Source organism: Streptomyces sp. BPTC-684 (assembly GCF_030028635.1).
GTDB lineage: Bacteria > Actinomycetota > Actinomycetes > Streptomycetales > Streptomycetaceae > Streptomyces > Streptomyces noboritoensis.
The window spans coordinates 5,175,451-5,202,078 of sequence record NZ_CP124863.1 but is presented as its reverse complement, the minus strand read 5'-3'; the positions used below and the strand labels follow the sequence as shown (position 1 = coordinate 5,202,078).

Below are 26,628 nucleotides of genomic sequence, written 5' to 3'. Positions count from 1 at the left end.
GTGGCGTCCCTGACGTACGACCTGACCCTCGCGGGGCTCACGGTCGGCAGCGCCGCGGCCCTCACCGGCATGGGTCTCGTCGTCACCTACCGGGCCACCGGCGTGCTCAACCTGGCGCACGGCGCGATCGCCATGGTCTGCGCCTACGTACTGCGCCAGCTCGTGGTCGAGTGGCACTGGCCGCTCGCCCCGGCCGCCGCCCTCACCCTGCTGGTGGCCGCCCCGGGCCTGGGCGTGCTGCTCGACGTGCTGGTCTTCCGCCCGCTGTCCGTCCAGGGCAACGACCCGGCCCGCACCCTGGTCGCCTCGATCGGTGTGTTCGTGCTGCTCGTCGGCGGCGCCGCGCTGATCTGGGGCCCGGGCGCGCGGGCCGACGCCCCGGCCCTGGTGACCGGCGAGCCCTGGGGCCAACTCGCGGTGGTGGCCGCCCTCGCCGCCCTGGTGGGCGCGGTGACCCGCTGGACGCGGTTCGGCGGCGAGGTGCGGGCGGTCGTCGACAACCGCGAACTGGCCGCGCTCGGCGGCATCGACACCGACCGGGTGGCGTCGGTCGGCTGGGCGTTCGGCGCCTTCACGGCCGGTCTCACCGGTGTGCTGCTCGCGCCCTATGTGCGCCTCGACCCGTACGGCCTCCCCCTGCTCGTCGTCGAGGTGATCGCGGTCGCGGTGATCGCCAGGATGCGCAGTGTGGTGGTCGCCGTGGGCGCCGCGCTGCTGATCGGGGTGGCGCAGGCACAGCTGACCCGGCTCCATCCGGCCGGGCGGGCCGAACCGCTGGTCCAGGCCGTGGGGGCGAACCTGTTCGTGGTGGCACTGCTGGTCGCGGCGCTCGTGCTGCCGGGCGTCGGGACGCGGGACGCGCTGTCGCGGACGACGGTCGCCGCGGTGCGGATACCGCCTGCCGCCTGGCTGGTGGCGGGCGTCCTGTTCCTGCTGCCGCTGGGCTTCGCGGGCTCCGATCTGCACACCTCGGTGCAGGTCCCGGCGCTGGCGATCGTGCTGCTCTCGCTGGTCGTGGTGAGCGGCCGGGGCGGCCAGATCTCGCTGGGCCAGACGGCGTACGCGGGCCTGGGCGCCCTGTTCACCGGCCGGCTCTCGCAGTCGGTGCCGGAGCTGGTCGCGCTCCTCCTCGCGGTGCTCCTGGTCGCCCCGCTGGGGCTGCTCACGGGCCGGCCCGCGATCCGCCGCCACGGCCTGGCGCTCGCCCTGGCCACCCTCGCGGTCTCCGTGGCCGCCAGCCGCTTCGTCTTCGCCCAGCCGTACGCGACCTCGGGCCTGACCCTGACCCGCCCGGCGGGCCTGGGCGACGACCGCGCGTACTACACCGTCGAACTCGCCCTGCTCGCCTGCGCGTTGCTCGCCGTGGCGGCCCTGCGCCGGGGCCGCACCGGACGCGCCCTGGCGGCGATGCGCGACCACGAGGAGGGCGCCCAGGCCGCGGGCGTGCCCGTCCCCGCGCTCAAGGTCGTCGCGTTCGTCGTCGGCGCCGCCCTGGCCGCGCTCGGCGGCGGGCTGCTCTCGATGGGGCTGCGCACCTTCGACCCGGGCGCGTACGACCCGGTGCGCGGGCTGCTCTGGTTCGCGGCGGTGGTGGTGCTCGGCGCGGACAACCTGCTGGGCGCCCCGGCCGCGGCCGCCCTCCTGGTCGGCCTGGACGCGGGCACCCGGGGCGGCGTCGCGGCCGCCGCCATCGGTCTGCTCGCCCTGCTCGTCGGCCGCTTCCCGCAGGCCCACGAGCTGCTCTCCCGCTGGCGCAGACCCCCGAAGACGCCACCGGCCACGGCGCGGAAGGTGTACGCGCTCCCGGCGGGCCCGGCCCCGGCGGCGGCCCCCGAACTCGCCGCGCACGGGGTGCGGCTCTCGTACGGCTCGTACACCGTCCTCGCGGGCGTCGACCTGGCCGTGCCACCGGGCCGGGTCACCGCGCTGATCGGCGGCAACGGCGCCGGGAAGACCACGCTGTTCCACTGCCTGTGCGGCACCCTGCGCCCCGACACCGGACGGGTCGCGTTCGGCGGGGCCGACATCACCCGCCGTCCGGCCCACGCCCGTACCCGGCTCGGCATCGCGCGGACCTTCCAGCGGATCGCGGTGTTCCCCTCGCTGACGGTGGAGGAGAACGTACGGATCGGGGCCGAGCAGGGCCGGGTGCGCGACCCGGCGGCGGTGGAGCAGGCGCTGCGGCTGATGGGACTCGCGGGCGGGGTGCGGCGGCTGCCCGCCGCCGGGCTGCCCACCGGCACGCTGCGCCGCGTCGAGCTCGGCCGGGCGCTGGCGGGCCGCCCCCACACGCTCCTGCTCGACGAACCGGCCGCCGGACTCGACACCGCCGAAGCCGAGGAACTGGCCCGGGTACTGAGGGCGCTGGCCGCCGACGGCATGGCCGTACTCGTCGTCGAGCACGACCTCGACCTGGTCGCGGACATCGCGGACAAGGTCCATGTGATGCGGGCGGGCCGGATCGGATGAGGCCGGAAGGAGGCCGCGGGCGATGGCCGTCGAGATCGAGCTGAGGGGCGCGCGGGTGCGGTACGGCCCGCTGGAGGCGCTGCACGGGGTCACCTTGGCCGTGCCCGCCCGCGCCCTGACCGTCCTGCTCGGCCGCAACGGCTCCGGCCGCACGACCGCGCTGCGCGCCCTGGCGGGGACGGTGACGCTGACGGCCGGGCGGGTGGTGTGGCGCGGCGCCGACGTCACCGGGCTGCCCGTGCACCACCGCGCGCGCCGCGGCCTGTGCCTGGTCCCGGACGCGCGGGCCGTGCACGCCGGACTGACCGTCGCCGAGAACCTCGAACTCGCCGCGCCGGGCGGGGACTTCGGGGCGGCGCTCGACGGCTACCCGGCGCTGCGCCCGCTCCTGCCCCAGCGGGCGGGCACCCTGTCGGGCGGCGAGCAGCGGATGCTCGCGGTGTCGCGCGCGCTGGTCGGCGGCGCCCGCCTCGTCCTGCTCGACGAGCCTACCCAGGGCATGGACCCCGAAGTGGCCGAGCGCACCTACGACCTGCTGACCGAGCTCGCGCGGCAGCGGGCCGTGGTGGTCGCGGAGCAGCGGCTGCCGCCCGGCCGCGCGGCGATCGTGCACCGGCTGCGGCGCGGGACCGTGGTCTTCAGCGGCGAGAGCGCGGAGATCGCAGGCCTGCCCCCGGAGTGAACGGCGCTGGACGTTCGCTCCCCGGAAGGGTGGCGAGGTCGGCGCGCGGGGCGCAGGCGAGCCCCGCCCGGCCGGACGGCGACCGGGCGGGGCGGTGATCGTGCGGCTTAGAGGGCGAGCCGCTGGCCGGGCAGGATGAGATCCGGATCGCCGCCGACGACGGCCTTGTTGGCCGCGTACAGCGCCTCCCAGGTGGTGCCGTGCGCCTCGGCGATGGCGGAGAGCGTGTCCCCCTCGCGCACGGTGTAGTCGCCGCGCGCGTCCCGGTCGGCCCGGACGGGCGGCCGCTCGGGCGCCTTCGCCGGTGCGGCCTTCACCTCGACCCGGCCGTTCCCCGCCTGACCTGTTCCGGCCTTGTGCGTACCGGCGTCGCGGGCCTCGCGCTTGGGCTCCGACTTGTGCTCGGGCTTGGGCTTGGGCTTGTGCGTCGACGGCTTCGGTGCCGACGGCGCCTGCCCGTACGCCCCCGCCCTGGCGGCGCAGACGGGCCACGCGCCCCAGCCCTGTGCCCGCTGGAGCCGGGTGGCGACGGCTATCTGCTGGGCCCGGCTGGCCCGGTCGGCGGTGGACGCGTACGCCCCGCCCCCGTGCGCCCGCCAGGACCCGGCGGAGAACTGGAGTCCGCCGTAGTAGCCGTTGCCGGTGTTGATGTGCCAGTTTCCTCCGCTCTCGCACTGCGCGATGCGGTCCCACACCGCACCGTCCGCCGCGCCGGCCGGGCCGGCGGAGACGGCGAGCAGCGCCAGCGGCGCCGCCACCACGGCGGCGCCGATCGCCGCCATCGTGCCGCGCCCGCGCTTGGAGCTGGAACCACTGGTACAACCAGACATGAAGTCCCTCTTCCGAAGGACCCGGTACTCCCAGGCGGTACGGCCCGTCGACGCGTCCGGCGTCCCGTTCCGTGCCGCCCCGCCCGCCGGGGTCGTGCGCTTGCCTGTGGTGCGGTCGTACGAGTCGTAGCTGTCGTGCGGCCATACGGGGCGGGCTGCCCGGGCGGTGCTAGGTGCACACGGCGTGGAATGTAGGGACCGGATCACCCTGGTATCAACCAATGCCTTGTCATTCCAGGCCAGTTGCCTATTACCTTGGGTAGCAGCGATTTCAGGACACCCACTTGTTGGATGGATATCAGGATTTGTCGACCTGTCGCCCACCCGATCTGTGACCCACCTCACCGGTTCAACTTCCGTGCAGCCGCCATGTGTTGACATGGAGTGAGAGATTCCGGTGGCGTACTCACCCTCCGCGCCCGGTGGTTCGATTCCGTTCGTCCTGGGGCGTGACCCCGGCCACAGATCCGCCGTTGTCCTTTCAGGAGCCGGGAACCACCCGGCGCACGCATCCAGTAGGAGCCACCCGTGCCGCGCATGCTCGACGTCAGCGAGGACGTCCGCGCCGAGATCGGCGACGAAGAAGCCGACCGGCTGCTCGCCGGCGAGAACGCCCCGGGCAGCTACGACTGCACCTCCTGCCGCACCCCGGGCGACTCCGAGCACGAGGCCACCAGCACCGTGCTGTTCGTCGGCGAGGAGACCGCGGTCCTCGCCTTCGCCCACGCCTCCTGCATCCCCTCCCAGGTCGTCCAGGTCTCCGAGGAGCAGCTCCAGGGGGCCGTCCGGTCCATCACCGGCGACGAGTTCGGGGGCGCCGCGCCCGAGCAGGCCGTGCTGGGGATCACCAGCGGCCTCATCCTGATCGAGGGCGCGCTGCACCCGGCGCTCGTCGTGGAGCCGACCGCCCCGATCGCCCGCGCCGGCTCGGGCAGCACCACGGACGAGTTCCTGCCGCTCCTGATCGAGCAGGGCTTCGTCCCGGTCACCGACGTCGGCCGGATGCCCTCGGTGCTCTCCGGCTGGTCGGTGCTGCTCGCCATGGGCCAGCTGCACGCGATCCTGCAGCCCGGCACGGGCGGCGGCAGCAGCCAGGTCTCCTGGTGGCAGGCCCACCAGCCGCTCCAGGTGACCGAAGGCTGGCGCGCGGCCGCCAACCGCACCCAGCGCGTCCTGGTCTTCGCGGCCCCGGTCGGCTCCATCGGCCAGCAGCCCCGCGAGGACCTGCTGCGCGACGCCCTGGAGAAGGCGGCCTCGGACGGCACCCTGGTGTCGGCGGCGATGCCCCTGGCGGGCACCTGACCTGACGGCCCGGCGGGCCTCCGGTCACCCAGGCAACTCCAGCCCCCGCAGCCCCAGACCCCGGGGCCCGGACCGCGTACCGGCCCGGGCCCCGGATCCGTTGGCCCCGCCACGCGCAGGCGGCCGCCCGGTCGGCTCACGCACCCCAGAAGAGACGCCATCGCGTCCGGCACCGCGTGAGCGCCCCGCGTGCACCCGGAACACCCCGTGCATCCGGTGATGCGTGATATCTGACGTCAGCCCGCATCCGAGAGCCGTCGGGGTCGTTGGCACAGACGTGCACGCATACGAGCCCTCCCGCCAGCCGTACCAGTCGCAGATCCCCTCCATGCGACCCGCGCAGGACTTCTCGGGCGGCCACTCGGCCACGCCGATCTACGACGCGCTGTACTCGGAGTACCGCCGCTCCTTCAGAGCCCTGCCGGGCGACCGGAGCAACGAGGACGACCTCGGCTTCCGGGGCTTCGCGGCCCTCGGGCACTCCGGTTCCCTCGGCTTCCGCGGCGCCCACCAGCACCACGCCCAGCCGGTGCACCCGCAGGTGCCGCACCCCCAGACCGTGCCCAGCTTCCACCCGTACCCCGCGCACAGCGGCGCGCCCTGGCAGCTCAGCGGGGCGGCGAGCGGCGGGGGCGGCACCGGGCAGACGACAGGGCGGCAGCACACCGGGCTCCACCAGCTCCCGGCAGCACTGCCGCCCGCCCCGCGCCGGGGCCTGTGAGGCCCTAGGCCCCGGCCCCCGAGGGGGTTGCCTCGAAAGGGTTACTTCTTCTTGCTGCCGCGCTTCTCGCGCACCCGCACCGAGATGTGGATCGGGGTGCCCTCGAAGCCGAACTCCTCGCGCAGCCGGCGCTCGACGAAGCGCCGGTAGCCGTGCTCCAGGAAGCCCGAGGCGAACAGCACGAACCGCGGCGGCTTGGTGCCCGCCTGCGTACCGAACAGGATGCGCGGCTGCTTGCCGCCGCGGATCGGGTGCGGGTGGGCGGCGACGATCTCACCGAGGAAGGCGTTGAGCCGCCCGGTCGGGACGCGCGTCTCCCAGCCCGCCAGAGCGGTCTCGATGGCCGGGACCAGCTTCTCCATGTGGCGGCCGGTCAGCGCCGAGACGTTGACGCGCGGGGCCCAGGCCACCTGCTGCATCTCGGTCTCGATCTCGCGCTCCAGGTAGTAGCGGCGCTCCTCGTCGAGGTCGTCCCACTTGTTGTACGCGACGACGATGGCACGGCCCGACTCGACGGCCATGGTGATGATGCGCTGGTCCTGGACGCTGATGTTCTCGGTCGCGTCGATCAGGATCACCGCCACCTCGGCCTTCTCGACGGCGGCGGCCGTGCGCAGCGAGGCGTAGTAGTCGGCGCCCTGCTGGAGGTGGACCCGCTTGCGGATGCCCGCGGTGTCGATGAACTTCCAGGTCACCCCGCCGAGCTCGATCAGCTCGTCGACCGGGTCGCGGGTGGTGCCGGCCAGCTCGTTGACGACGACGCGGTCCTCCTTCGCCACCTTGTTCAGGAGCGAGGACTTGCCGACGTTCGGGCGGCCGATGAGCGCGATGCGGCGGGGGCCGCCGGGGGCCGCGCCGCCGAAGGTCTGCGCGGGCGCCTCGGGCAGCGCCTCCAGGACGGCGTCCAGCATGTCGCCGGTGCCGCGGCCGTGCAGCGAGGAGACGGGGTGCGGCATGCCGAGGCCGAGGGACCACAGCGCGGCGGCGTCCGCCTCGCCCGACTGGCCGTCCACCTTGTTGGCGCACAGCACGACGGGCTTTCCGGCCCGGCGCAGCAGCTTGACGACGGCCTCGTCGGTGTCGGTGGCGCCGACCTTGGCGTCCACGACGAAGACACAGGCGTCGGCGGCCTCGATCGCGTACTCCGCCTGGGCGGCGACGGACGCGTCGATGCCGAGCACGTCCTGCTCCCAGCCGCCGGTGTCGACGACCTTGAAGCGGCGGCCGGCCCACTCCGCCTCATAGGTGACGCGGTCGCGGGTGACGCCCGGCTTGTCCTCGACGACCGCCTCGCGGCGGCCGATGATGCGGTTCACCAGGGTCGACTTGCCGACGTTCGGGCGGCCGACGACGGCGAGGACGGGCAGCGGGCCGTGGCCCGCCTCCTCGATCGCGCCCTCGACGTCCTCGATGTCGAAGCCCTCTTCCGCGGCGAGCTCCATGAACTCCGCGTACTCGGCGTCGCCAAGCGCTCCGTGGTCGTGCTGGTCGTTCATGAAGTCCGTTCCTCGTTCTGCGTCATCGATGGACCGGGCGTCCGGTCCACTACTCAAGTCTCAAGTCTCGCTCAGCGCCCGGTGAGGCGCCTGGCGTTTTCCAGGTGGCCGGTGAGCCGCTCCTGGATGCGTACGGTCGCCTCGTCCAGCGCCGTACGGGTCCTGCGGCCGCTGCCGTCCCCGGCCTCGAAGGCGTCGCCGAAGACGACGTCGACCCGGCTGCGCAGGGGCGGCAGCGCCTTTATCAACCGCCCCCTGCGCTCGGTGCTTCCCAGCACCGCCACGGGGACGATCGGCGCCCCCGACCGCAGGGCGAAGTAGGCGAGCCCGGCGCGCAGCGAGGCGAAGTCGCCGTCGCCCCGGGTGCCCTCGGGGAAGATCCCGAGCACCCCGCCGTCGTCAAGGACGCCGATCGCCTGGTCGATCGCGGTCCGGTCGACGGTCGACCGGTCCACCTTCAGCTGCCCGATCCCGCGCAGGAACGGGTCGAGCGGCCCGACGAAGGCCTCCTTCTTGATGAGGAAGTGCACCGGCCTCGGCGCGGTCCCCATCAGCATCGGCCCGTCGATGTTGTGCGCGTGGTTGACGGCGAGGATGGCCGGGCCGCTGGCCGGTACCCGCCAGGCCCCGAGCACTCTGGGCTTCCACAGCCCGTACATCAGGCCGACGCCGATCCGGCGCCCTACCTCGGCGCCGCGCTCCGTTGGAGCTGTCACTTGGCGGCCCGCTTCTCCTCGATGAGCGTGACCACGCACTCGATGACCTGGTCGAGGGTGAGCTCGGTGGTGTCCACCTCGACGGCGTCGTCCGCCTTGGCCAGCGGGGACGTCTTGCGGCCGGAGTCGGCCGCGTCCCGCTTCAGCAGGGCCTCGCGGGTGGTGGCCACGTCCACGCCCTTGAGCTCGCCGCTGCGGCGGGCCGCGCGCGCCTCCGGAGAGGCGGTGAGGAACACCTTCAGGTCGGCGTCGGGCAGCACGGTCGTGCCGATGTCACGGCCCTCGACCACGATCCCGGCCGGGGCGGACGCCGCTATGTCCCGCTGGAGCTGGGTGATGAGCGCCCGCACCTCCGGGACCGCGCTGACCGCGCTGACCTTGGCGGTGACCTCCTGCGTACGGATCGGGCCGGCCGCGTCGAGGCCGTCCACCGTGATGGTCGGCGCGCCGGGGTCGGTCCCCGAGACGATGACCGGCTTGGCGGCCGCGGTGGCGATCGCCGCCGGGTCGTCGGTGTCGATCTCGTTGGTGATCATCCACCAGGTGATCGCCCGGTACTGGGCGCCGGTGTCCAGATAGCTCAGCCCCAGCTTGGCGGCGACCGCCTTGGAGGTGCTGGACTTGCCGGTGCCGGAAGGGCCGTCGATGGCGACGATCACAGCTGCCGGGGCGGTCCGGGCGGCGCTTTCCACGGTGACGGACACCTTCCTGGTACGGGGACGGGGTGGGCGGGCAGGCATCCGCCCCCGTACAAGGTTACTGGCTCATACGTGCGCCCAGATCCCCGCCCGGCGGCGCCGAGCCGGGCTCACTGCCGGATCGCCCAGCCGCGCTCGCGCAGGGACGCGGTCAGGCCCGGGGCCGCGGCCGGCTCGACCATCAGCTGGACCAGGCCCGCCTGCTGGCCGGTCGCGTGCTCGATGCGCACGTCCTCGACGTTGACCCCGGCGCGGCCCGCGTCCGCGAAGATCCGGGCCAGCTCGCCGGGCTGGTCGCTGATGAGCACCGCGACCACCTCGTACGCCGTGGGGGCGGCGCCGTGCTTGCCGGGGACGCGCTCGCGGCCCGCGTTGCCGCGCCGCAGCACGTCCTCGACGCCGGCCGCGCCGCCGCGCCGCTTCTGCTCGTCCGAGGACTCCAGGGAGCGCAGCGCCCGTACGGTCTCGTCCAGGTCGGAGGCGATTCCGGCCAGCACGTCCGCGACCGGGCCGGGGTTGGCGGAGAGGATCTCGACCCACATCCGGGGGTCGGAGGCGGCGATCCGGGTGACGTCCCGGATGCCCTGCCCGCACAGCCGTACCGCCGTCTCGTCGGCCTCCTCAAGGCGAGCGGCGACCATGGACGACACCAGCTGCGGGGTGTGCGAGACGAGGGCCACCGCGCGGTCGTGGGCGTCCGCGTCCATCACCACGGGCACCGCGCGGCAGAGCGCGACCAGCTCCAGGGCGAGGTTGAGCACCTCGGTGTCGGTGTCCCGGGTCGGGGTGAGCACCCAGGGGCGGCCCTCGAAGAGGTCGGCGGTGGCGGCGAGCGGGCCCGAGCGTTCCTTGCCGGACATCGGGTGCGTACCGATGTACGAGGCGAGGTCGCAGCCCAGCGCCTCCAGCTCGCGGCGCGGGCCGCCCTTGACGCTGGCGACGTCGATGTACGCGCGGGCCGCGTCCGAGCGGATCGCCTCGGCCAGGGTGGCGGCGACGTGGGCGGGCGGCACGGCGACGATCACCAGGTCCACCCGGCCCTCGGGCGCCTCGTCGGTCCCCGCGCCGAGCGCGGCCGCGGTGCGGGCCTGGCCCGGGTCGTGGTCGACGAGGTGGACGGCGACGCCGCGGGCGGCGAGGGCCAGCGCGGCGGACGTACCGATCAGGCCGGTACCGATGACGAGTGCGGTCCTCACGGAGTGATCCTTGCGAAGTGCGGCGGCTGCGCCGGGGCGGACGTACGGGCTTGCCCGTTCAGCCTAGTCAGCCCCGTGCGCGCCCGGGCACGGCGCTACAGCTTCTGCTGCTTGATCAGGTCCTCCAGGGAGGTGCCCGCCTGCGGCAGCTCGCCGCCGGGGGTGAGCTTGTCGACGGCCTGGGGCAGCGACTGCGCGATCTGGTCGGCGGCCTGCTCGGGGGTGATGCCCGCCTGCTCGGCCACCTTCTGCAGGGTCTCGTCCGGCACGGCCTGCTGGATCTGCGCGCCGCTGACCGGCTGGTTGTCGCCGGAGCCGACCCAGGACTGGGCCTGGTCGGCGAGGCCGGACTTGGTGAGCATGTCCATGAGCCCGCCGAGCGGATTGCCGCCGCCGCCCTGGCCGCCGCCACCGCCCATGAGGGCTCCGAGCAGCGAGCCGAGGACGTTGCCGCCGCCTGAGGCCCCGGAGCCGCTGCCGCCGCCGAGGAGGCCGCCCAGAAGGCCGCCGAGATCGTTTCCCGCCATGGTCCTGCCCTTCGAGAGGTGGATGGGAACACGGTCAATGTCACCCGGGGCGCCGGGGCCGCGCCACTCGGCCGGTCACCGTTGGGACGGATTCCCTCTGCGGGCCGTGCTGGGTTGCTCGCGCCCGCGCGGCGGAGCCGCAAATGTCACAGCCCCGCGCCCCTTAAGTGCGCCCCTCCGGGGCGCCCCCGGGGATTGCCGCGCAGCGGCATTCATAGGGGCGCGGGGAACTGCGCGACCAGCCCACGACGGCTCGCAGACGAACGCAGACCCGGGAAGCGCGCCTCAGCCCACCCCGCCCCCGGAGGGTTTAGGGAAGAGGCGGGGAGGGGCCTGGGTTGGGCCATAGGGCGTACGGCACGCGCGCGTCACGGGATTCGCCGCGGGGTTGCACCAAGATGCTGCCCATGACGACGCCAACCTCCCGCCGCGCGGTGCTCGCGGTCGCCGCGGGCACGGCCGCGCTGGCCGGCTGCGGCAGCAGCGACGACAAGAAGAGCAGCGGTACGAGCAGCACGCCCGGCACCGCCGAGGCCTCTCCCCCGGTCGCGGCGGCCCCGAACACTCCGACGCCGTCCTCCGCGCCCCCGCAGGGCGACGCCCTGGCGAAGACGTCGGACATCCCGGTCGGCGGCGGCAAGGTCTTCGCGGCCAAGAAGGTCGTGGTCACCCAGCCCGAGGCGGGCACCTTCAAGGCGTTCTCGGCGGTCTGCACCCACCAGGGCTGCACGGTCAAGGACGTCGCCGGCGGGACGATCAACTGCCCCTGCCACGGCAGCAAGTACCGCGTGGCCGACGCCTCGGTCGCGGCGGGCCCGGCCCCCCGCCCGCTCCCGCCCGAGCGGATCACGGTCGAAAACGGCTCGATCCACCTGGCCTGACCAGGGACAATCGGCGGATGACGCCCGAACAGCTGGTCCGCGACCACACCGTCTACTCCTGTGTGATGGGCTCGCGCGCCTTCGGTCTGGCCACCGCCGCCAGCGACACCGACCGCCGGGGCGTCTACGTGGCCCCGACCCCCCTCTTCTGGGCCTTCGACAAGCCGCCGACCCATGTGGAGGGCCCGGCCGAGGAGCAGTTCAGCTGGGAGCTGGAACGCTTCTGCGAACTGGCCCTGCGCGCCAACCCCAACATCCTGGAGTGCCTGCACTCCCCGCTCGTCGAGCAGGTGGACGACACCGGCCGGGAGCTCCTCGCCCTGCGCGACGCGTTCCTCTCCCGCCGCGCCCACGCCACCTTCACCGGCTACGCGCTGAGCCAGCGCAAGAAGCTGGAGGCGGACGTACGCCAGTACGGTGCCCCGCGCTGGAAGCACGCGATGCACCTGGTGCGCCTGATGACGAGCTGCCGCGACCTCGTACGCACCGGCACCCTCACGATCGAGGTGGGCCCCCCGCGACCGCCTCTGGCGGTCAAGCGCGGCGAGGTCCCGTGGCCCGAGGTCGAGGCCTGGATGACCGGCCTGGCCGAGGAAACCACGAAGGCCGCCACCCGCAGCCCGCTCCCGCAGGAGCCGGACGGGGCCCGCGTGGCGGACTTCCTGTTCCAGGTGCGCCGCGAGTCAGCGCTCCAGCCGTACCCGTACGACGAAGTCGTGCAGCGCGTCGTGTCCGGCGGCGGCGTCGGGCAGTAGCGAGTCCGCCTGCGCCCCGTCGAGCACGCCGTGCAGGGCCTCGACGTCGCCCGCCACCCGCTCGGGGTCGAGCCCGGTCGCGGCCCCGTGCTCGGCCTCGGCCTTCACCGCGATCAGATCGGGCAGATAGGCGGGCGCGGCCACCTCGCCGAGCAGCGTGGGCGGGTCCGCCTGCACCTCGCCGCTGCGCATCAGATGGATGCCGGTGAGCAGCACCCGGAAGGTGTAGAGCAGCGGCTTCAGCTCGCCGGTCTTCTCGTACAGCCGCCACTGGGTGTTGGCGAACCCCGGTAGTGGTGGGCGTGGTGCGAGGTCAGCACGGACGGGGCGAGCGCCACCAGCTCCGCGTGCGCGTCGCTCGTGTGCACCACCAGCGGCGAGAGCAGCTGTTCCAGCACATAGCCGTTGCGGCGCAGCATGAGGCGGACGAACTTGCGCAGGTCGTGGGTGACCAGGTCCATCTCGACGCCGTCCCGGTCCCACATCAGGGACCGGCTCTCCTCCGGCTCGCGCAGCCCGAGCAGCGCCTCGACCGGGAGCAGGTGGACGCCGCGCAGGTCGACGTCGGAGTCCCGGGAGGGGAAGCCGTAGAGGTGGGCGCCCGAGACCGTGGCGAAGAGCAGCGGGTCGGGCTGCTCGCGCACCACGGCCGCGAGGTCGATGGCCTGGAGATCCGTCATGGATCAAGCATCCCAGAGCGCCCCGAGCGTCAGCAGTTCGCTGCGGTACTCGATGCGCTCCGCCCACTCCTTGGGCCAGGCCGCCGCCCCTGGGTGGGCGCCCGCGAAGGCGCCGGTCAGGCAGGCGATGGAGTCGGAGTCGCCCTTGGTGCAGGCCGCCCGGCGCAGGGCCGTCAGGGGCTCGTCCGGGAACAGCAGGAAGCAGACCAGGGCCGTGGCCAGGGCTTCCTCGGCGACCCAGCCGTCGCCCGTCTCCAGGCACGGGTCGGTCTCCGGGGACGGGTTGTGCAGGGCCTTGAGGACGCGGTCCAGGGCGTCCAGGCACTCGTCCCAGCCGCGGGCCATGAAGGCGGCGGGCGTCTCGTCGTGGGCGTAGGTCCACAGGTCGCCGAGCCAGCGGTCGTGGTAGCGGGTGCGGTTCTCGTACGCGTACGAGCGCAGCTGGCCGACCAGGCCCACCGGGTCCGCGCCCTGGGCCAGCAGGAAGACCGCCCGGGCCGTCAGGTCGCTGGCCGCAAGCGCCGTGGGGTGGCCGTGGGTGAGGGCCGACTGGAGCTGGGCCGCGCCCGCCCGCTGTGCCTCGCTCAGACCGGGCGCCAGGCCGACCGGGGCCACCCGCATGGTGGCGCCGCAGCCCTTGGAGCCGAGCTGGCTCGCCTGCTGCCAGCGCAGGTCGGTGTCCAGGAGGCCGCAGGCGACCATGCAGGTGCGGCCGGGCGCCCGGTTGTTCTCCGGGGAGTGGTACCAGCGCACGAACCCCTCGCGGACCGGCGGCTCAAGGCGGCGCGCGTCGAGCAGCCCCCGGTCCATGGCGGCCCGTATGCCGTGGCCGACCGCCAGGGTCATCTGGGTGTCGTCGGTGACGATCGCGGGCGCCGGCAGCCGCATCTCGCGCCAGGGCCCGCACTTGGCCAGGATCGCGGGCACGCCGATGAACTCGGTCGGGAAGCCCAGCGCGTCCCCGAGCGCGAGTCCGATCAGCGAGCCGGTCGCCGCCTGCTTCGCCCGGCTGTTCACTCGACTGGTCATGAGGGTCGTCCTTCCGGCCGCAGGAGCGGGTGCAGCGCGGTCGCCACGCCCGCCTGGTACAGCGCGGCCGGCTTGCCCCGGCCGCCGGTCAGCGCGCGGCGCCCGCCACCGGCTCGACGAAGCCGGGCGTGGCGAGGACCTTGCGTCGGAAGTTTGGGCGGTCGAGGGCGGTCCCCCAGACCGTCTCGTAGACCTGCTGGAGCTCGCCGAGGGTGAACTCGGGCGGGCAGAACGCCGTGGCCAGGCAGGTGTATTCGAGCTTGGCGCCGATCCGGTCGCGCGCGTCGGCCACGATCCGCTCGTGGTCGAAGGCGAGACTCCCGTGCGCCGAACGGCACCACTGCGCGTGCGCCGCGTCGCCGCCTCCGTGCGGCTCCGGCAGATCCGGTACGAGCGCGGTGTACGCGACCGAGACCACCCGCATCGGGGTCGCGGTCGGGTTCGCTGTAGGTGCGCAGCTGCTCCAGGTGCAGGCCCGCGACCACGTCGTCCGAGACCGGTCTCCTCGGCCAGCTCGCGCCGCGCCGCCTGGCCCGCGCTCTCCCGGGGCAGCACGAACCCCGGCAGCGCCCACTCGCCCTTGTACGGCTCCTCGCCGCGCCGGATCAGCAGGAGGTGCAGCCCGCCGTCGCGGACCGTGCAGACCGCGAGGTCGACGGTGACCGCGAACGGCTCGAAGGCGTACGGGTCGTAGCCCTCCGGCCTCTGGGCCGGGCCCACCGCGCTCACCATCGCCCCGCGGGCGGCCGGTCCAGGCCCCAGCTCTCGCCCAGGAACGTGTCGACCGCGTCGACGGCGGCCCCAGCAGCGCCGCAGGACCCTCGCCCCGCAGCACGACCTTGCGGCCGTGGCCGAGCAGCCCGCCGTCCTGCGGGCCCGCGAGCAGCCACAGGTGCCGCTCGGCGCCGGCGGTCCCCGCCGCGCAGAAGAGCACCGGTGCCCCGGTGCGCGCCGCCGCTCCTCCCGCGCCGCCCCGCACCGGGGCACCCACCGGGTGCCCGCCCAGACCCCGCCCCGCCGCTGGTAGCGCTCGGCCAGCGAGCGGGCCAGGGTCGTGGCGGCCAGGTCGGCGCCGAGCACGGCGACCCGGCGGGTCAGCCGGGCCCGTACGGGCTGCTCCAGGAAGTCCCAGCACCCCACCGGGTCCTTGCGCACGGCGGCCGGAGACCGGGAAGAGCGCGTGCTCGGGGTCGACGCACACGTGCTCGGCGCCGAAGGCCCGGCGAGCCGGTCCCCGTGCCGCTCGGACGTGAAGACCGCGTCCACCCTCCCGGCGGTGCGCACGGAGCGGACCGACCGGACGACGCGGACGCGCGGATGGACCTCGGCCATCCAGCGCGCCCGCGTCCGGGCCGCCACGAGTCCCCGGCCGCCGTGCACACCAGCACGGTCAGCGCCTCGCAGCGGTCCTCGGCGGTCCGTACGAGGTGGTGGTGGCCGGCGTGCGGCGGGCAGAACGTGCCGATCACCAGACCGTGTCCGTACCGCTTCATCGCCGCCACCCCCTCCCGTCGCACTGCCGCTTTTTAATAGCATGATGACTATAAAGGCGGGACAGGGGCGCGCACAACGGGGCGTACGGCATATACGCCGGACATGGCGCACAGCACGAAGCCCGGCCCCCGTCGGTCGGGGGCCGGGCTTCGTAAATCAGGGCGGCTACAGGCCGACCTCGCGCATCAGCATGCCCACCTCGGTGTTGGTGAGGCGGCGCAGCCAGCCGGACTTCTGGTCGCCGAGCGCGATCGGGCCGAAGGAGACCCGGACGAGCTTCTCGACCGGAAGCCGGCCTCGGCCATCATGCGGCGCACGATGTGCTTGCGGCCCTCGTGGAGCTCGATCTCCACCAGGTAGTTCTTGCCGGTCTGCTGGACGACCCGGAACGCGTCCGCGCGCGCGTAGCCTCCTCCAGCTGGATGCCCTCCTTGAGCCGCTTGCCGATCTCGCGCGGCAGCAGGCCCGTGATGGCGGCCAGATAGGTCTTCTTCACACCGTACTTGGGGTGGGTGAGACGGTGGGCCAGCTCGCCGTGGTTGGTGAGCAGGATGATGCCCTCGGTCTCGGTGTCGAGCCGGCCGACGTGGAAGAGCCGCGTCTCGCGGTTGGTCACGTAGTCGCCGAGGCACCGGCGGCCGTCCGGGTCCTCCATGGTGGAGACGACGCCGGCGGCTTGTTCAGCGCGAAGAACAGGTACGACTGGGTGGCGACGGTCAGGCCGTCCACCTTGATCTCGTCCTTCTCCGGGTCGACGCGCATGCCCTGCTCAAGCACGATCTCGCCGTTGACCTCGACGCGGGCCTGCTCGATCAGCTCCTCGCAGGCGCGGCGCGAGCCCGTGCCGGCGCGGGCGAGCACCTTCTGCAGCCGCTCGCCCTCCTGCTCGGCGCCCAGGAAGGTCTTGGGGAGCTTGATGTCCGGCTTGTCCGCGTACCGGTCGCGGTTGCGCTGCTCGATCTTCGCGTCGAGCTCGCGCGGACGCGCCTGGCCCATGCGCTGGCCGTGCGGGCCGCGGCGGACCGGGGTGCCGCCCTGGGGCGCCTTAGGCCGCCCTTGGCGCCGCGCGCGGAGGAGCCGCGACCGCTGCGGGGGCGTCGCCGCCCACGTCGTAGGTGCGCTCCTCGGGGCGCGGCGGGCGCTGCTTGCCGCTGCCGCTCTGGCGCGGGCCGCCGCCCTGGCGCTGGCCGTCCGGACCGCCGCCGGCGCCGCCGGCTCGGCACCGCCCCGGCCGCCACCGCCGCTGCTGCCGCGGCCGCCGCTGTTGCCACCACGGCTCCCGCCGTTGTTTCCGCTGCTGTTACCGCCGCTGCTTCGCATCAAATTTCCGTCTTGTCGTCTGCGTGGGTTTCAGGGCGTCCAGCGCGTCCGGATCGAACGACGGCACACCCTCCAGGGTCTCGGCCTCGATCGCGTCCGCCTCGGGGAGGAAGGGAGCGAGTCGAGCTCGTCCAGGCCGCGCAGGCCCATCCGCTCCAGAAAGTGGTTCGTCGTCCTGTACAGGATCGCACCTGTTTCGGGTTCCGTGCCCGCCTCGTCGACCAGACCCCGCTGGAGCAGGGTCCGCATGACCCCGTCGCAGTTCACCCGCGCACCGCGGAGACCCAGGACCGGCTCACCGGCTGGCGGTACGCGACGACCGCCAGGGTCTCCAGGGCCGCCTGGGTGAGCCGGGCCTGCTGCCCGTCCAGGACGAAGCCCTCGACGGCCGGGGCGTACTCGGCCCGGCTGTAGAACCGCCAGCCGCCCGCCACGAGCCGCAGCTCGAAGCCGCGGCCCTGGACGGTGTACTCGTCCGCCAGCTCCCGCAGGGCGTCCGCGACGGCCCTGCGGGGCCGCTCCAGCACCTTCGCCAGGTGCTCCTCGGTCGCGGGCTCGTCGACCACCATGAGAACGGCCTCAAGGGCGGGCTTGAGCGCGAGCTGCTCGGGTTCGTCGATCACGCCGTCTCCGCCTCCACAACTTGGTCGAACTCGTCCGTGACGGCGGGCTGGTCCCCGTCGCCGCCGCTCCAGCGCACCATGGGCTCCCGAGCGCCTCGTCCTGGTCGAGGACGACGGCCTTCTCGCGGTAGAGCTCCAGGAGGGCGAGGAAGCGGGCGACGACGGTGAGGGTGTCGGGGGCGTCGAGGGTCAGCTCCCGGAAACTCACGTCCCCGCACGCCCGCAGCATCGCCACGACGACAGCCGCTCGCTCCCGCACGGAGACGAGCGGGGCATGAATGTGATCGACGTACACCTGCGGCTTGGCCCTCGGCTGCATGGCCTTGACCGCGAGCTTGGCGAACCCGTCGGCGCCGATGCTGATGACGACCTCGGCAGCAGCTCGGCGTGGTGCGCCTCAAGGCCGACGGTACGGGGATAGCGGCGCGCCTCGCTGTCGAGCCGCTCGCTGAAGATGTCCGCGATCTGCTTGTACGCGCGGTACTGGAGCAGCCGCGCGAACAGCAGGTCCCGCGCCTCGAGCAGCGCCAGGTCGGCTTCGTCCTCGACCTCGGCGGCGGGCAGCAGCCGGGCGGCCTTGAGGTCGAGCAGGGTGGCGGCGACGACGAGGAACTCGGTGGTCTGATCGAGGTCCCAGTCGGCCCCCATGGCCCGGATGTGCGCCATGAACTCATCGGTCACCTTGGACAACGCGACCTCGGTCACGTCCATCTTGTGCTTGGAGATGAGCTGGAGGAGAAGGTCGAAGGGCCCTTCGAAGTTGGCGAGCCGAACGGTGAAGCGCCCGTCACCGGGGGCGGACGCGGAACCGTCGGCCTCCGGCCCACCCCCGGGGGCGCGGGGAACTGCGCGACCGGCCCAGGACGGCCCGCAGCCTCCAAGGAAGGGGCCGGGACCTCGACGGGGTGCGCGGCCCGGCGGGACGGGGTGCCGGTGCCCACCCGTGCCGCCTCGGCGGCCCGATTGCCCACGGCAGCGGAGTCCCCGTCCTGCCCCGGGGGGTTTCGGGAAGGGGCGGGGTGGGGGAAGCCACCCCCGGCCCCCTCCCGAGCGCACGGCGACCACCCCGCGCAGCGGGAACGGACGGTTCGTCGGCGGTGGGCAAGAGGCGGTCCAGGGGGTGCGGAACGGGCGGTACGCGCGGCGGCGCGGGCCGCACGGCGCAGGCTGGTGCTACCGGCCCCGCAGACGCCGTACGAGAATGCTCGCGTCGCCCCGCGACTCCAGGTCGGCGAGGACGACGGCGACCGCCTCGCGGACGATCCGCCCGCGGTCGACGGCCAGCCCGTGCTCCCGCGCAGGACCAGGCGCGCGTGCTCCAGGTCCATCAGCTCCTCCGCGGAGACGTACACCGTGATCTTCTCGTCGTGGCGCTCGCGCCCGCTGGGCCGCCGGTTGGCCGCCCGGGCCCGCCGCGCTGCTGCGCGGTGCTGGAGGCGGCCGGAGCGCCCGGACGGGCCCCCTTGGCGGCCTCGCCGGACGCCGCGCGGCTGCGCGGCTCGCCCGACGCCGGATCCTCCTCCGCGGCCGAGTGCTCGGCCCGCGCCGCGGGCTCCTCCGCGGCCGGGTCGCTCTCGCCCGCCGGTCCGGGCACCTTCGCCTCGCCGTTGGTCCGCCTCGGGGTGGAGGACTGGAGTGCCATTCCTCCGGTCGTACGGAACAGTTCGTCGGCCCCGGGCAGACTCACTCGGCGTGACACCGGGCGAGCACCTCCCTGGCGAGCTGGCGGTAGGCGGCGGCGCCAGCGGAGTTGGACGCGTACGTCGTGATCGGCTCGCCGGCGACCGTGGTCTCCGGGAAGCGCACGGTCCGGCCGATCACCGTGTGGTAGACGTGGTCGTCGAAGGCCTCGACCACGCGGGCCGGGACCTCGCGGCTGTGCACCGTGCGCGAGTCGTACATGGTCGCGAGGATGCCGTCGAGCTCCAGGTCGGGGTTGAGCCGCTCCTGGACCTTCTCGATCGTCTCGGTCAGCAGGGCCACACCGCGCAGCGCGAAGAACTCGCACTCCAGCGGCACGATCACCTTGTGAGCCGCCGTCAGGGCGTTGACGGTGAGCAGGCCGAGCGAGGGCTGACAGTCGATCACGATGTAGTCGTAGTCGGCCATCAGGGGCTTCAGGGCGCGCTGGAGCGTGGATTCCCGGGCGACCTCGCTCACCAGCTGCACCTCGGCGGCCGAGAGGTCGATGTTGCTCGGCAGCAGGTCCATGTTGGGAACCGCGGTCTTGAGCAGGACCTCGTCGGCCGACATGCCCCGCTCCATGAGCAGGTTGTAGACCGTCAGGTCGAGCTCCATCGGGTTCACGCCCAGGCCCACCGAGAGGGCGCCCTGCGGGTCGAAGTCGACGAGCAGCACCCGGCGTCCGTACTCCGCGAGCGCGGCACCCAGGTTGATGGTCGACGTGGTCTTGCCGACGCCGCCCTTCTGGTTGCACATCGCGATGATCTTCGCCGGACCGTGGTCGGTCAGCGGACCCGGGATCAGGAAGTACGGCAGCGGCCGTCCGGTCAGGCCGATCCGCTCGCGGCGCTGGCGTGCGGCGTCGGGGGCGAGGGTGGCCGCGTACTCGGGGTCAGGCTCGTACTCGGCGTCGGGGTCGTAGAAGTGCCCCTGGGGCACCTCGTCGTAGTCGGCGAAAGCGGCGGTCTCGCGGCCGCTCTCGTTGCCGGCCATGGCGTTCACGTGTAGGCCGTCCATCATCCGTGGGGCTGTCGTCATGTGCGGGGTGGTTGCGAAGGCGCGGACCGCGACGGAGCCGACAGCCTCAGCAGGCCCCGAAGGGCCATGGCCCCGTGCGGGCATCCCTGGTTGACCACCTCCGGGAGTAAATGTCGACTCATTCACAAGTCGTCTTACCTCCTTGGAAGTGACCAGGAAACTTTATCGATAGGTCAGCGTGGCACCATGCCGACGGTTGGCGACTCTATGGCGTGTCACCGGTCCGCAGCAACACAATCCACCGGACCCGGCCGGATGTGTCGGCAACCGAACACCGCCCTGTCAAGGGCGTACGGGCATCAGAGCGCGAGTTTCAGGGGTGCGCGAAACGGTTAAAGAGTTACGTTCGAGGCGAGTTGAGCGAGCCTGCCGCACTCCGGTGGAAGTGTCGCGATACATCCGGCCGGACCTTGGGCGACAAGGTCCGGCCGGGTGCGTGAGGTTGACGACGTACGTTGACGAACCGTTACGTCAGAGCGTCGTCACGGCGTGTCGGATCAGCCGAGGAGCGTGCTCAGCTCGACGGTCTCCAGGCCGTGGGCCTCGGCGACCGGGCCGTAAACGACCTGGCCGTCATGGGTGTTGAGACCCAGGGCGAGCGCCGGGTCACGGCGCAGCGCCTCGACCCAGCCGTTGTTCGCCAGCGACACGATGTAGGGCAGCGTGGCATTGGTGAGGGCGTAGGTGGAGGTGTTGGGCACCGCGCCCGGCATGTTGGCGACGCGGTAGAAGACCGAGTCGTGGACCATGAAGGTCGGCTCGGCGTGGGTGGTGGGACGCGAGTCCTCGAAGCAGCCGCCCTGGTCGATCGCGATGTCGACAAGGACACTTCCAGGCTTCATCTTGGCGACGAGCTCGTTGGTGACCAGCTTCGGGGCCTTGGCGCCCGGGATCAGGACGGCGCCGATGACGAGGTCGGCCTCGACGACGGCCTTCTCCAGCTCGTAGGCGTTGGAGACGATCGTCTTGATCTTCGTGCCGAAGATCTTGTCGGCCTCGCGGAGCTTGTTGATGTCCTTGTCGAGCAGGGTCACGTGGAAGCCCATGCCGACGGCGATCTGCACGGCGTTCCAGCCGGAGACGCCGCCGCCGATGACGACGCACTCGCCGGCGTGCGTGCCGGGGACGCCGCCGGGCAGGACGCCGCGGCCGCCGACCGAGCGCATCAGGTGGTACGCACCGACCTGCGGGGCCAGGCGGCCCGCGACCTCGGACATCAGGGCGAGCAGCGGCAGCGCGCGGCCCGCGGTCTCCACCGTCTCGTACGCGATGGCGGTGGTGCCGGACTCCAGGAGGGCGTCCGTGCACTCGCGGGACGCGGCGAGGTGCAGGTAGGTGAAGAGCGTCTGGTCCTTGCGGAGGAGGTGGTACTCCTCGGCGATGGGCTCCTTGACCTTCAGCAGCAGGTCGGCGGCGGCCACCTCGTCGGCGGTGCCCAGGATCTCGGCGCCGGCGGCCACGTACTCGGCGTCCGTGATCGACGAGCCGACACCGGCGTTCTGCTCGATGACGACCTGGTGGCCGTGGCGCACCAGCTCGTGCACGCCGGCGGGGGTGATGGCCACCCGGAACTCGTTGTTCTTGACCTCGCGGGGGATGCCGACCTTCACGTCGATCACGGTCCTTGGCTCAGGGGATGAAGGGGGTGTAACGACATACCCGGATGCAGCAAGGCGCACCGGGAGACACCGCAAGAAGGTGCGGCGGAGCCAGTCTAATGAAGGTTTTCCCGCTGTCTACCCTTACAAACAACTAATCTTTGGCCGAAGCACTACGGATTTCGTAGGCCGGAGCCTCGCCTTCCTCTCCGGTTCCGGGTCGGGCTCCAGCAGACGCTCGGCCGCGCCCCGGTGCAGCCTGGCCCCGCCGGATCTCCCAGCCGGTCGAGCGTGTCCGCGAGGCGCAGCTGGAGCGCGGCCTGGAGACGCAGATCACCGGCCTGCCTCGCCCACTCCACCGCCTCGCGGCAGGTGCGCAGCGACTCCTCGGGCCGCCCGGCGTACTCCTGCACCCGGGCCGCCTCGCTCAGCGCCCGCGCCTGGCTCGGCAGATCGCCGAGACGGCGGTATCCGGCCACCGCGGCGCGCCAACCGCGGAGCGCCTCGCCGTAGCGGCCCGCGTAGGTGAGCACGGCGCCGATGCGCCCGTACAGGCGCGCCTCGTCCTCCAGCTCGCCCCTCGCCAGGCGCTGGGCCAGGGCCCGCCCGTACCAGTCGGCGGCCCGCGTCCAGTCGCCCAGCTCCCGGTGGGCGCCGCCTACGGATTCCATCGCGCGGCCCGTCGCGTACGGGTCGTTCGCGGCCCGGCCCGCGTCCAGGGCCGCCCGGTAGCGGACGAGCGCATCACTCGTACGCCCGGCCTCCGCGTCCAGATCGCCCAGATTGAGCAGGGCCGCGGCCTTCTCCCGGTGCAGCTCGCGCCGCTCGGCGACGTCGAGAACCAGCTGGTGCAGACCATAGAGATCGGTGCGGCCGCCTCGGTCCCCGGTGCGCGGCCAGCGCCGGACCAGGGCCGCGACCAGCCGTCTGGCCAGCGTGTCCAGCTCGCCGTCCTCGACCGCGAGCCGGGCGGCCGCGAGCAGCGCGGGCCGACGGGTGTCCAGCCACGCGGCGGCCAGCCGCTCGTTGGGGAAGCGCAGGGCGCGGGGCAGCCCGGCGAGCTTCTTGCGGGCCGCGGAGCCGTCGGGCTCGGTGATCGCCCGGCAGGACTGGAGCAGCCGCACGGTCCGCTCCAGCATCCGGGCCCAGGCCAGCTGGAGCTCGCCGGGCCGGTCGGCGGCCTCCGCGAGCCTGTGCACCATCGGAGCCAGCCAGCCGGGCACCGCGTACAGGGCGGGCCGCTCCTCCGGGTCGCCTTCGACCCTCAGCAGCCCGTACGCGACGAAGTCCTCCAGGGTGTTCTGGGCGGCCGACACCGAGCACCCGGCGAGCGCCGAGGCGGTCTGGGCGTCCGCGAACCCGGCCAGGGCGAGCGAGAGCAGCCGCAGCAGCCGGGCGTTGGGCTTCGGCAGCGACTCGTACACCAGCCGGAAGGCGCGCGCCACGGCGCTCGGCGACGAGCAGTTGACCGACGAAGGTCCCGTCGGCCCCGCTCTCGTCGGGTAGCGCGTGCAGCCGCTTGGCCACGTCGGAGACGGCCGCCTGGGGCCGGACGGCCAGCCAGCCGCCGACCAGGGCGATGGCCGCGGGCGCCGCCGCGCACTCCTCGACCAGGTTCTCGGCGGTGCGCGGGTCCACCGTGATCCGGACCGCACCGGTGAAGCTCTCCAGGAACTCGACGGCCGCCTTGGGGTCGAGGCCGCCGAGGGTGCAGGGCCGGACGTCCGGGATGCCGGTGAGCGGCCGCAGGCGGTCGCCACCACCAGGCAGTCGGCGTTCTGCGGCAGCAGCGGGTCGACCTGTTCGGCGCCGACCGCGTCGTCGAGCAGCAGCAGAACCCGCCGCCCCGCGAGCACCTCGCGCACCAGCTGGGTCAGCTCGTCCTCACCGCCGCCGGGCGGCACCAGGACGTCCAGGGCGTCGAGCAGATCGCGGGCCACCGCTCGGCGGGGACAGGGGTGCCGCCGGGTTCACGCAGGGACGCGCGCAGTACCCCGTCGGGGTAGTCGGCGGCGAGCTGCCGGGCCAGCTCCTCGGCGAGGGCGGTCCGCCCGGAGCCGGGGCGTCCGGCGATCAGCAGCACCCGGGCACGCGGCGACTTGCGGCCGGACAGGGTGTCGAGCCCGGCCCGCTCCACGTCCTCGCGCAGCTCCTTCAGCTCCCGCTGGCGGCCGAAGAACTGACGGCCGCTCGCCTTCGGCGCATCCGGCTCGCGCTCCGCGGCAGAGCCGCCCACGTCCACCGCCTGATCCGTCACGGGCCACGCTCCGTCCGCTGCGCACGAGCCGAGCCCGGCGGGTCTCCACACTGGCGTTCCGAGCGTAGTTCACGCGTGGTGAGCGGCCCGGCGGAGCGGGGCGGGCAGGTCGCCCGATCGGATCAGCGGATGGTGTGACTGATGGGGTGGGGCGGGGCCGGTCTGCGGACCGTCCGTGGCCGGTCGCGCGGTTCCCGCCCCTAAGTGCCCAGGGGCGCGGGGAACTGCGCGAGCAACCCACCACGGTCCGCAGCCGAAACCGCACCCCCAGTGCCCCACTACTCCTCGAACGGCCGGGCCGGCCAAGGCGCCTCGGCCGGGCGCAGCGACTCCAGACCGGGCCCCGCCTGTGCGGCCGTGAGCGCGAGGACGCCCAGCATCCAGCTGTTGTGCAGCTCACCGGCGAGCACGCCCCGGACGAGCTCGTCGAGCGGCACCCGGGCCAGCTCCATGTCGGCTTCCTCCTCGGAGACGTCGAAGCGCTCGCCCTCCGCCTCGGAGAGGTCGCGGGCGAGGAAGATCCGTACGGCCTCGTCGCAGCCGCCGGGCGTGGTGAAGACGTCGGTGAGGACCCGCCAGTCCTCGGCCTTGACGTGCGCCTCCTCGTACAGCTCGCGCTGGGCGGCGTGCAGCGGGTTCTCGCCGGGCACGTCGAGCAGCCCGGCCGGGATCTCCCACAGCTTGTGGCGCACCGGGTGGCGGTACTGGTGCAGCACCAGGACCCGGCCCGCGCCGTCGAGGGCGAGGACCGCGACGGAGCCCGGTGGACCTGGTAGTCGCGGCGGGCGACCGTGCCGTCGGGCATGACCACGTCGTCGGTGCGGACGCTGGTCCTGTTGCCCTCGAACAGGGTCGTGGTCGCGACGACCCGCCATTCCTCGGGGGTGTCCTTGAGCTCCATCGATGTCCTCCCGCAAAAGCAGAAACCGGGGCACGGATCCGTCAGGACCCGTACCCCGGCAACCATATCGCCTGGTTACTTCTTGCCGGTCTTCCGCTCCACGGCCGCCTTCACCAGGCCCGCGAAGAGCAGGTGCGGGCGGGTCGGGCGGGAGCGCAGCTCCGGTGCGCCTGGGTGGCGACCAGGTAGGGTGCACCTCGCGCGGGTACTCGACGTACTCGACGAGCTTGTTGTCCGGGGACGTGCCCGAGAAGACGATGCCCGTCTTCTTCTCCAGCTCGGCGCGGTAGGAGTTGTTGACCTCGTAGCGGTGGCGGTGGCGCTCCTCCACGTACGGCTGGTCGCCGTAGACCTCGCGCACGATCGAGCCCTCGGCGAGCTTCGCCGTACATGCCCAGGCGCATGGTGCCGCCCAGGTCGCTCGCGCCCTCGACGTACGCCAGCTGCTCCTCCATCGTCGAGATGACGGGGTGGGCGGTGGCGGCGTCGAACTCGGTGGAGTTGGCGTCCGGGATCCCGGCCAGGTTGCGGGCGGCCTCGATCACGATGCACTGCAGGCCCAGGCAGATGCCGAGCAGCGGCACCTTGTTCTCGCGGGCGTACTGGATCGCGCCGATCTTGCCGTTGACGCCGCGGTCGCCGAAGCCGCCGGGGACGAGGATCGCGTCCACGTCGCCGAGGTTCTTCTTGGCGCCGACAAAGTCTTGCAGTCGTCCGAGGTGACCCACTTGACCTTGACGCGGGCCTTGTTGGCGAAGCCGCCGGCGCGCATGGCCTCGGTGATCGAGAGGTAGGCGTCGGGCAGGTCGATGTACTTGCCGACCAGCGCGACGGTGACCTCGTGCTCCAGGTTGTGGACGCGGTCGAGCAGGTCGTCCCAGGTCGTCCAGTCCACGTCGCGGAACGGCAGGTCGAGCTTGCGCACGACGTACGCGTCCAGGCCCTCGGTGTGCAGCACCTTCGGGATGTCGTAGATCGACTTGGCGTCGATGGCGGCGACCACCGCGGCCTCGTCGACGTCGCACATCAGCGAGATCTTGCGCTTGATGGACAGCGGCACCTCACGGTCGGCGCGCAGCACGATCGCGTCGGGCTGGATGCCGATGTTGCGCAGGGCCGCGACCGAGTGCTGGGTCGGCTTGGTCTTCAGCTCGCCGGAGGGGCCGATGTAGGGCAGCAGCGAGATGTGCACGACGAAGACGTTGTCGCGGCCGACCTCGTGGCGGACCTGGCGGACGGTCTCCAGGAACGGCAGCGACTCGATGTCGCCGACCGTGCCGCCGACCTCGGTGATGACGACGTCGACGTCGTCGGTCGCCATGCGGCGGATGCGGTGCTTGATCTCGTTGGTGATGTGCGGGATGACCTGCACGGTGTCGCCCAGGTACTCGCCGCGCCGCTCCTTGGCGATGACCTGCGAGTAGACCTGGCCGGTGGTGACGTTGGCCGAGCCGTCGAGGTCGACGTCGAGGAAGCGCTCGTAGTGGCCGATGTCCAGGTCGGTCTCGGCACCGTCGTTGGTGACGAACACCTCGCCGTGCTGGAAGGGGTTCATCGTGCCCGGGTCGACGTTCAGGTACGGGTCGAGCTTCTGCATGGTGACGCGCAGGCCGCGCGCCTTGAGGAGCGCACCCGGGCTGGAGGCAGTCAGACCCTTGCCGAGGGAAGAGGCGACACCCCCGGTGACGAAGATGTGCTTGGTCGTCGTGGATTTGGGCTGCATGGCCAAGAG

Annotated in this window: 16 protein-coding genes and 10 pseudogenes; 7 read left to right on the top strand and 19 right to left on the bottom strand. The window is 73.1% G+C overall.

All coding sequences use genetic code 11. The features are described 5' to 3' along the window. Together QIY60_RS23065 and QIY60_RS23060 are read left to right on the top strand one after the other, a co-directional pair. A complete protein-coding gene (locus QIY60_RS23065; RefSeq protein WP_283146040.1) occupies nt 1-2,469 on the top strand; it encodes an ATP-binding cassette domain-containing protein in 2,469 nt (822 codons plus the stop codon). A 22-nt stretch (nt 2,470-2,491) separates the two neighbouring features. Then, nucleotides 2,492-3,151 carry an ATP-binding cassette domain-containing protein gene (locus QIY60_RS23060; protein ID WP_283144119.1) on the top strand — a complete coding sequence of 220 codons (660 nt, stop codon included), beginning with the start codon at nt 2,492-2,494 and terminating at the stop codon, nt 3,149-3,151. 107 nt (nt 3,152-3,258) lie between these two features. On the opposite strand, the gene QIY60_RS23055 is transcribed toward QIY60_RS23060, so the two are convergent. Next, on the bottom strand, nt 3,259-3,981 hold the full coding sequence (locus QIY60_RS23055) for a transglycosylase family protein (RefSeq protein WP_283144118.1): 723 nt from the start codon (nt 3,979-3,981) through the stop codon (nt 3,259-3,261). 528 nt (nt 3,982-4,509) lie between these two features. Here QIY60_RS23055 and QIY60_RS23050 point away from each other — a divergent pair. Together QIY60_RS23050 and QIY60_RS23045 are read left to right on the top strand one after the other, a co-directional pair. After that, a complete protein-coding gene (locus QIY60_RS23050; RefSeq protein ID WP_283144117.1) occupies nt 4,510-5,283 on the top strand; it encodes a hypothetical protein in 774 nt (257 codons plus the stop codon). Nucleotides 5,284-5,611: 328 nt separating this feature from the next. Continuing rightward, nucleotides 5,612-6,004 carry a hypothetical protein gene (locus tag QIY60_RS23045; RefSeq protein WP_349253942.1) on the top strand — a complete coding sequence of 131 codons (393 nt, stop codon included), beginning with the start codon at nt 5,612-5,614 and terminating at the stop codon, nt 6,002-6,004. Between the two features lie 41 nt (nt 6,005-6,045). Here QIY60_RS23045 and der read toward each other — a convergent pair whose 3' ends face one another. The 5 genes from der to QIY60_RS23020 all read right to left on the bottom strand — a co-directional run bounded on the left by der (nt 6,046) and on the right by QIY60_RS23020 (nt 10,637). After that, nucleotides 6,046-7,500 carry a ribosome biogenesis GTPase Der gene (gene der, locus QIY60_RS23040; RefSeq protein WP_283144115.1) on the bottom strand — a complete coding sequence of 485 codons (1,455 nt, stop codon included), beginning with the start codon at nt 7,498-7,500 and terminating at the stop codon, nt 6,046-6,048. A gap of 71 nt (nt 7,501-7,571) precedes the next feature. Further along, the gene (locus tag QIY60_RS23035; RefSeq protein ID WP_283146039.1) at nt 7,572-8,159 is read right to left on the bottom strand and encodes a lysophospholipid acyltransferase family protein; all 588 of its coding nucleotides are present in this window, start codon (nt 8,157-8,159) and stop codon (nt 7,572-7,574) included. A gap of 53 nt (nt 8,160-8,212) precedes the next feature. Then, nucleotides 8,213-8,956 carry a (d)CMP kinase gene (cmk, locus tag QIY60_RS23030; protein WP_283144114.1) on the bottom strand — a complete coding sequence of 248 codons (744 nt, stop codon included), beginning with the start codon at nt 8,954-8,956 and terminating at the stop codon, nt 8,213-8,215. A 68-nt stretch (nt 8,957-9,024) separates the two neighbouring features. Next, the gene (locus QIY60_RS23025; protein ID WP_283144113.1) at nt 9,025-10,110 is read right to left on the bottom strand and encodes a prephenate dehydrogenase; all 1,086 of its coding nucleotides are present in this window, start codon (nt 10,108-10,110) and stop codon (nt 9,025-9,027) included. Nucleotides 10,111-10,205: 95 nt separating this feature from the next. Beyond that, nucleotides 10,206-10,637, bottom strand: a complete 432-nt coding sequence (locus QIY60_RS23020; protein WP_283144112.1) for a YidB family protein — start codon at nt 10,635-10,637, stop codon at nt 10,206-10,208. A gap of 407 nt (nt 10,638-11,044) precedes the next feature. Between QIY60_RS23020 and QIY60_RS23015 the strand changes: the two genes are divergently transcribed. Together QIY60_RS23015 and QIY60_RS23010 are read left to right on the top strand one after the other, a co-directional pair. Continuing rightward, on the top strand, nt 11,045-11,518 hold the full coding sequence (locus QIY60_RS23015; RefSeq protein ID WP_283144111.1) for a Rieske (2Fe-2S) protein: 474 nt from the start codon (nt 11,045-11,047) through the stop codon (nt 11,516-11,518). 17 nt (nt 11,519-11,535) lie between these two features. Continuing rightward, nucleotides 11,536-12,273: a nucleotidyltransferase domain-containing protein gene (locus QIY60_RS23010; RefSeq protein WP_283144110.1), complete on the top strand. Its 738-nt coding sequence runs from the start codon at nt 11,536-11,538 to the stop codon at nt 12,271-12,273. Here QIY60_RS23010 and QIY60_RS23005 read toward each other — a convergent pair. The 3 genes and pseudogenes from QIY60_RS23005 to QIY60_RS22995 form a co-directional block, all read right to left on the bottom strand. Continuing rightward, nucleotides 12,202-12,953 (bottom strand): annotated as a pseudogene (locus QIY60_RS23005) (nucleotidyltransferase domain-containing protein). The gene QIY60_RS23010 and the pseudogene QIY60_RS23005 sit on opposite strands and share 72 nt — an antisense overlap. Before the next feature lie 3 nt (nt 12,954-12,956). Next, a complete protein-coding gene (locus tag QIY60_RS23000) occupies nt 12,957-13,982 on the bottom strand; it encodes an ADP-ribosylglycohydrolase family protein (protein WP_283144109.1) in 1,026 nt (341 codons plus the stop codon). Continuing rightward, nucleotides 13,979-14,714: pseudogene (locus QIY60_RS22995) on the bottom strand (NUDIX domain-containing protein). The gene QIY60_RS23000 and the pseudogene QIY60_RS22995 overlap by 4 nt, the downstream one beginning before the upstream one ends. A 115-nt stretch (nt 14,715-14,829) precedes the next feature. Between QIY60_RS22995 and QIY60_RS22990 the strand changes: the two are divergent. Beyond that, nucleotides 14,830-15,009, top strand: a complete 180-nt coding sequence (locus QIY60_RS22990; RefSeq protein ID WP_283146154.1) for a hypothetical protein — start codon at nt 14,830-14,832, stop codon at nt 15,007-15,009. On the opposite strand, the pseudogene QIY60_RS22985 reads toward QIY60_RS22990, so the two are convergent. The 10 genes and pseudogenes from QIY60_RS22985 to QIY60_RS22940 all read right to left on the bottom strand — a co-directional run. After that, nucleotides 14,967-15,475, bottom strand: a pseudogene (locus QIY60_RS22985) (adenylyltransferase/cytidyltransferase family protein); the annotation flags it as partial. The gene QIY60_RS22990 and the pseudogene QIY60_RS22985 overlap by 43 nt on opposite strands. 166 nt (nt 15,476-15,641) lie before the next feature. After that, nucleotides 15,642-16,796: pseudogene (locus QIY60_RS22980) on the bottom strand (pseudouridine synthase). After that, nucleotides 16,796-17,365: pseudogene (locus tag QIY60_RS22975) on the bottom strand (SMC-Scp complex subunit ScpB). The pseudogenes QIY60_RS22980 and QIY60_RS22975 overlap by 1 nt, the downstream one beginning before the upstream one ends. A 50-nt stretch (nt 17,366-17,415) precedes the next feature. After that, nucleotides 17,416-18,208: pseudogene (locus QIY60_RS22970) on the bottom strand (segregation/condensation protein A); the annotation flags it as partial. A 384-nt stretch (nt 18,209-18,592) separates the two neighbouring features. Continuing rightward, nucleotides 18,593-19,106: pseudogene (locus tag QIY60_RS22965) on the bottom strand (hypothetical protein). Beyond that, complete coding sequence (locus QIY60_RS22960) at nt 19,103-20,224, bottom strand: ParA family protein (RefSeq protein WP_283144108.1); 1,122 nt, start codon at nt 20,222-20,224, stop codon at nt 19,103-19,105. Before QIY60_RS22960 ends, QIY60_RS22965 begins: the two are co-directional and overlap by 4 nt. A 413-nt stretch (nt 20,225-20,637) precedes the next feature. Then, entirely contained in the window at nt 20,638-21,750 is a 1,113-nt protein-coding gene (gene ald, locus QIY60_RS22955; RefSeq protein WP_283146038.1) for an alanine dehydrogenase, read from the bottom strand. A 142-nt stretch (nt 21,751-21,892) separates the two neighbouring features. Beyond that, a pseudogene (locus tag QIY60_RS22950) lies at nt 21,893-23,980 on the bottom strand (tetratricopeptide repeat protein). Between the two features lie 293 nt (nt 23,981-24,273). Then, a pseudogene (locus QIY60_RS22945) lies at nt 24,274-24,896 on the bottom strand (NUDIX hydrolase). Between the two features lie 75 nt (nt 24,897-24,971). Further along, nucleotides 24,972-26,619 (bottom strand): annotated as a pseudogene (locus tag QIY60_RS22940) (CTP synthase). Nucleotides 26,620-26,628: the final 9 nt, after the last annotated feature.